Raw genomic sequence first — 5,757 nt, 5'->3', positions numbered from 1 at the left:
GCCCGGATCATTTCGCGGGGGCTGTGGTCAGACATCTGGCGTGAACCGACGTGGTGTGCTGATTCTGGCGGGCCGTGGCCTTTGACGCTGCTGCCAGTGCCGCCGCGGTGCGGTGCCGCCATGGTGCAGCGTTGGCCCTTACTTCCCCTCCCTAATCAGCTGCTTTATGAGCTCTGACTGCTGCTGCAACTGAAATACGGCATAGGAGCTGATGCCCGTAAGAACGACAAGCCAAGCCAGGGATGTGATCGCAACAGCTCTCCAGGGAAAACCTATTTGGGCGGCTATTGATTTGCCCTGGCCCTTGCCCTTGGTCTTGATGGCACGGGCCTGCAGGACTGCGGCTTCCTCCGGATCTTCCATCGCCAATACCAGCCTCAGCAGTGCCTCTGGCGTGGCTGGAACAAGTGCCCCGGCCGTCTCCGTTCCGGCCTGCTTGCCAAGCTCGTCTCTACAGAGATCCAAGCCGCCGCCAGCCCAGAACAACCCCCATGCTTTCTTGTGGCGATGCAAGACGACCCAGCGATGAGGTGCGGCGTCGTTGCGAACAAGCTGGCAGGCCTTCGCTAGAGACCAGGTCCGGCCCTGGGCTACCGACTCCTCTGATTGGAGCAGTAGTCGACCCGCTGGGTCTTTCTCATAGCCAGTGGCTAGACGGAGGGCAAACACATCCACGATCTGGACCTTGACCCCCTTCTGATCGGGCGTCCAGGCGGGTGCCATGAACAACTGCGCTCCCCCGATCTTGTGGAGGCACTCCGGGGATTGGACGTTTTGGGGCAAGTTTGGTGTGCTGGGGTTACAAGCATGCCCGCGGATGGGGCCTGTCACAACAAGCCAGGGCCGAGGGCAAGGCTGAAATTGAGGTGTTATTTGATGCTGCTGTTTGTGCCATGGACGCTGTTGCCCCCCTTTTGGTTAGAGGGCTTTAGCGATCGCCTAACTGTTTAGATAGGGGAAATCTGGTGCCCAGCTGTGGCTCAGCGGCGACATGAGAATTGGCTTGGCCTTGCGGTGATTGCAGGGCTGATGAGTGCGGGCTGTCAGCCCCAAGCTCGTATCCCGGTGCCTGAGGCACCTCCATGCAGCAACCAGAGCCTTTCGTCGGAAGCTCTGTTTAGCAGTGCCAAACGTGGTGTTGCTGTGGTCAGTACGGATCGCAGCGGAGGCAGTGCTTTCGTCGTTAGCCACCAAGACGGCAATACCCTTCTGATCACCAATTCGCATGTATTGGACGGCAATAGCTCAGTCACCGTCAAGTGGGCGGATGGCGGCCAGGACACTGCCGCTGTGGTCAGTGATGCGGGGGGATCATCTCCTCGAAGTGATCTCGCTTTACTTGAGGTGAAGGGTGTGCGGGGTAAGGCGCTGGAACTGAAGGTTGCCAAGCCAAACGTGGGCGCCGACATCGTTGCAATTGGTGCCCCTGAGGGGCTGGAATTCAGCCTGACCCGTGGAGTGGTCAGCAGCCTTCATGACGATGCCGAAATTCTCCAGATAGATGCGCCGATCAATCCTGGCAATTCCGGCGGGCCGGTTCTCGATCGCACTGGATGTGTAGTGGGAGTTGTCACGTTCAAGCTCGCTGGTAGCGAGGGCCTGAACTTCGCGGTGGCGTCCTCGGTAATTCAGGCTTTTCTAGCCAACCCTGTAGCGCGCACCACTGCCTCAGCCAGCCCCCAGCCTCAAGAGCCCTTTAATCCATCCAATCCTGGTACGGGTTCAGCTAACGGTGCGACCTGTTGGTTCCAGATGCACCAGGAGGCAGAAAACTTGAAGGGTTTTCGCTGTGCTGTGACCTCCCGCAAAAACGCCAATGGACATACGGTGTTTGATGTGGTTGAGCCTGGGGGGCTCAGCCGCTCTGTGGTGCTTTGGCAGGACAAGAGTGCCGAAGTGCTACTGAATGGCACCCGCTATGAAGGCCAGTGGACAGAAGACAAAGACGGTGATATTCGGGTGAGGCTTGAGGGCGGAGTATTTGCCTTCCGCTATAGGGACTGAGTTGATGTAGTTGAGATGATTTTGGTCAAGTGAAATTGCGATGGAGATCTGGCTCAGGTTATGCCGCAACTGGGAATGAATCTGGCAGACCCTCTCCTTGATTAATTGTGTAATCCGGAATTGTAATAAGTTCCTCTTTCCATAGGCCCATTATTCGAAGTTCTCTTTCTGGAAGCTCGGGTGGAATCGGCCGCCCATTCTCGTCGTATGTTCTGGATATTTCTTTGTCTTTTTTGGTTCTGGCAGAGCAAATTAATCCAATGCCACCAGAAGCGGCAAGAGCAGTTATCGGTTGATTTGTGAGTGCATAGGTGGCGGCAGGAATACAGCCAGTCATCAGCGACAGCAAAGAACCGGCCCAAAATGCATTTCGGCGTTGGCTATTAAGCTCCTCGGTGCATTTCCAGACTTTGGTTTTAACCATGAAGGCCTTGAAGGCTCTTTTGTCTGTGCTGCGCTCCATCCAGTCAATGAAAAATGTAATTTCAGCCTTTGTTAGTTTGAACCATTCACGCCCTCCTCTTGCCGGGGAAAGCTTTAGTGCGTATCTATTGTGAAAGTTTGCCTCCCATCGCTGAGCATCTTCTCTGGAAAGAAACCAAGTAGTCTTGAGAAGCTCAACTCTGCCAACATTGTAAGTAGTTGCTATTTGACCTAGCCTCTTTTCGGGGTGCTTGCTTATTCCGATTTTGACGTCAAGGCTTTTCCTGTCAAGCACAATGTAAAGAGCGCAGCGGCCCTGGCTGAGACCACAGTTGTTGATTGAGCTGCTTCGCGTATTTCTATACCGTCTTGTCATTTTTGGAATCTCGATGAAGGGAAGTGGGCCGAGCTTTAAGTTCGTATGGGCGGTCGCCCTCGGGCCTTCTTCACTATTTCAAGGTTGGAGCAGCTCTGGTATCACCCCCGGAGGTGAATTAGGGGGTGAATTTCAGTTCTTCTGCGGCGCCTCAAGCGGGCAGTTTATTGGCCAAATCAGCATTTCGAGTGCTGCCTTTGATCGCTTTTGTGTAGGGCCGGCTGTCTGAGTCTGGAGGTGCGCCTAGCGTGCAGGGCATATTCCTGCGGTAGATCGCAAATCGCTCCGATGAATGTCCTCTTTTTCCTCTTTGTTGGAGTAGTCGCTGGCTGGTTGGCTGGCGTGTTGGTGAAGGGTGGTGGTTTTGGCCTGATCGGTGACCTGGTGGTCGGGATTATCGGTGCCCTGATCGGAGGCCTGTTGTTTGGAGGGCTCGGCGGGCTAATTGGTGGCGGCCTCTTGGGCAGCATTGTGGTCGCCACGCTCGGTGCGATCCTGTTGCTGGTTGTTCTGCGCGTCCTGAAGCGGGCCTGATTGCCATGAGCCTTGAAGAGAAAATCCAAGCCATTGCCAAGGATGCAGAGTGCCGACTGGAGGCAGTCGCTTCTTTGGGCGATGTAATCAATGGCCTTGACAGGAATGAAAACTAAATCGGCTGTAGGCCAATGCTCGAGGCCCATAGCGACCTAGTACCTCTCAATTGCTGCTTATGGCATCTGGCTGGCAAGCTGAGATAGGTGCCTAGTATTGAAATCAAATTTTCCGTCGAACTTCACCCTGTTCTGTTCAACAAAATAGCTACCATGTCGGCCAAGCAGACTTTGTTAATCCCGCTCTCGATAGCAGCATTGTCAATGCTATCGAGTTGCTCGCTTACTGTCCCTTTAATAGTATTTTCTGGGAATAGCGAGATACTACGTGGCTCCGCCACTGGATACCTAGATGGAAGGGGTAGCATTGAGTTTCAGAGCACTCAAAATGATACCAAATGCACAGGTGCATTTGAATATAAAAGGCGTGGCTATAAGGGCTGGGGAACAGGCAGCGCCTCTTGCACTGACGGAACAAGCGCTGATTTTAGTTTTGATGCCGCTACAAACAGCAAGGGATATGGTGCCGGAGAAGATAGCAAAGGAAGGCCATTCCTATTCGCATATGGTTACAGCGAAAGCGAGGCCAAAGAAATCTATGATCGCTTGGCAGGAGATAAGCTCCAAAAATATGGAAACGAAGTCTTGCCGGCTGGCATTACTCTCAAAAGAAATATAGCCAAAAGTCGAGAAAATGATCTCAAGGTGCTGGTTGCAGATGTGATACCTCAAACAGTGAAAATCACTGCAGGAAGGTACCAAGGTTCCGGCTTCGTTATTAGAGATGGGCAGAGGAAGGGGGATTCAATGCTTGTCATGACAAACAATCACGTGGTCGGAAGTAACGAAACTGCAGGTATCACTTTCTCGAATGGGAATACATACACTGGCAAGGTGATTGGACGCTCGGGACAGTTGGACACTGCGCTGATTGCCATTGAAGCACCACCTATGGGTATTTCAGCTTTTGCTTTTTGCTATGGAAGCAGGCCGCAAATAGGAGAGAGCATAGTTGCCATTGGCACACCGCTTGGAGTGGGAACGACTGTCACACGCGGAATAATTAGCGGTATAGCTGGATCAGGAATGAATACTTTGATTATTACAGATGCCGCAATCAACAAGGGCAATAGTGGGGGGCCTGTATTGAATTACAGCGGAGAGGTTCTTGGTATTGCCACGGCAAAAATGGGTGGGATTGGAGTTGAAAGCATTGCTTTCGCCATTCCCATGACCGAAGCACTGGATAGTCTTGGCATTGGTCCGAAAGATCAAGCTGGAGCCACCAAGCTCAGTGAATGTGGCAATCCCTTGGGAAAGGCAAAGCCTAAATCTGATAAGTAGCCGGCCCGACTGGGTGGTGCGGTAGGAATGCTAGCTAGCTAGCCGAAACTTTGTGCTTTGTTCGGCGCCATTTTCAACCCATTTGATGTCGATTGTGTAGTCAGTTGGGTTTGCGCCTGCAGGCAGTTGGATTCGGCCTTTTACCCCTGCGATGCAGCCTTGTGGATCGCCCCAACCTTCGGGCTGAGCGACAGGGCAAGCACGGCTAGCTGTTGGCTCATGGTCGTACCAGACCCCGGCGCCAGTCCAGTAGTTCGACTTAAGGGTGGTGTGATAGACGGCCAGGACGTTGCCCGGCTCAGTCTTGGCTACTACATAGGTGTTGCTTCCGCCGGAGACGAAGACATCGCCTTGGCCGGAGAGACGAATCTTCCAGCTTTCAGCCAGGGTTGGTGCTGCAGTGAAGGCAAGCGCAGCGGCGGCGGCAGCGAGAGCCAGGGAGCGTTTCATTGGTCGTGGTGTTGGGTGCTTAGAGGTCTTTTGCGCCAGGCAGGAAGAGGGGCACTTACTTCAAGAACGATTTGGTGTCGAAGGAGAACCCATAGGGGCCAGAGGGTGTCGGATTGCTTACGAGGGCACTCCGAACAGCGGCAAGCATTGCGTCTTCGATGAAACCGCCTTGGTACTTGCAGGTATCAATTCCAAACCTCCCTTTTTGAAAGCTCCAGTCGACAGCCCTGTAACCAGCTTCTCGATTGAAGGCTTCAATCAGGTTGTTGGTTGCAGTGCATGGGACGAGAATCGTGCCCCAGGCTTTATCGGTGCGCACCTCGGCATCAATCATCAATCGCCGGGTGTTGGCCCAGGCAGCTGAGAGCACGAGGGCCTTCCTTGCATTTAGGACGTAGGGATTTCCTGGATCATTAACGAGGGCCAGGGCATCCCGGGTTGGTTGCATCGCTTCGCCAAGGCTCTGAACGGAGACATAGCCAAGGCGTTCAGACGAGATCGCCATGGCTGCCTTGAGATTGGCGATGGGCTTTGGTAGTTCAACCTTTGCCTGCAGGGTTCCGTAGAAGC

At 53.7% G+C, this 5,757-nt stretch carries 7 protein-coding genes; 3 read left to right on the top strand and 4 right to left on the bottom strand.

From position 1 onward, the window contains the following. Window positions 1-138: 138 nt before the first annotated feature. A complete protein-coding gene (locus KBY58_RS12745) occupies window positions 139-723 on the bottom strand; it encodes a hypothetical protein (protein ID WP_255004692.1) in 585 nt (194 codons plus the stop codon). 420 nt (window positions 724-1,143) lie between these two features. Here KBY58_RS12745 and KBY58_RS12740 point away from each other — a divergent pair, with 420 nt between their 5' ends. Beyond that, window positions 1,144-2,004 carry a S1C family serine protease gene (locus tag KBY58_RS12740; RefSeq protein WP_255004690.1) on the top strand — a complete coding sequence of 287 codons (861 nt, stop codon included), beginning with the start codon at window positions 1,144-1,146 and terminating at the stop codon, window positions 2,002-2,004. Between the two features lie 58 nt (window positions 2,005-2,062). Here KBY58_RS12740 and KBY58_RS12735 read toward each other — a convergent pair whose 3' ends face one another. Continuing rightward, complete coding sequence (locus tag KBY58_RS12735) at window positions 2,063-2,722, bottom strand: GIY-YIG nuclease family protein (protein WP_255004688.1); 660 nt, start codon at window positions 2,720-2,722, stop codon at window positions 2,063-2,065. A 369-nt stretch (window positions 2,723-3,091) separates the two neighbouring features. On the opposite strand from KBY58_RS12735, the gene KBY58_RS12730 reads away from it, so the two are divergent. Together KBY58_RS12730 and KBY58_RS12725 are read left to right on the top strand one after the other, a co-directional pair. Then, entirely contained in the window at window positions 3,092-3,337 is a 246-nt protein-coding gene (locus tag KBY58_RS12730; RefSeq protein WP_255004162.1) for a GlsB/YeaQ/YmgE family stress response membrane protein, read from the top strand. 203 nt (window positions 3,338-3,540) lie between these two features. Beyond that, window positions 3,541-4,737 (top strand): S1C family serine protease, encoded by a 1,197-nt coding sequence (locus KBY58_RS12725; protein ID WP_255004687.1) that lies wholly within the window; start codon window positions 3,541-3,543, stop codon window positions 4,735-4,737. A 30-nt stretch (window positions 4,738-4,767) separates the two neighbouring features. Here the strand turns inward: KBY58_RS12725 and KBY58_RS12720 are convergent, their stop codons facing one another. Further along, window positions 4,768-5,187 carry a hypothetical protein gene (locus KBY58_RS12720; protein ID WP_255004686.1) on the bottom strand — a complete coding sequence of 140 codons (420 nt, stop codon included), beginning with the start codon at window positions 5,185-5,187 and terminating at the stop codon, window positions 4,768-4,770. Window positions 5,188-5,242: 55 nt separating this feature from the next. Continuing rightward, a partial coding sequence (locus tag KBY58_RS12715) for a hypothetical protein (RefSeq protein ID WP_255004685.1) occupies window positions 5,243-5,757 on the bottom strand: 515 nt, incomplete at its 5' end.

This window comes from Cyanobium sp. HWJ4-Hawea (assembly GCF_024345815.1).
In the GTDB taxonomy this organism is placed as follows: Bacteria; Cyanobacteriota; Cyanobacteriia; order PCC-6307; family Cyanobiaceae; genus Cyanobium_A.
Note: the sequence above shows the minus strand (reverse complement) of the source record. Positions and strands in the feature narration are given on the sequence as shown.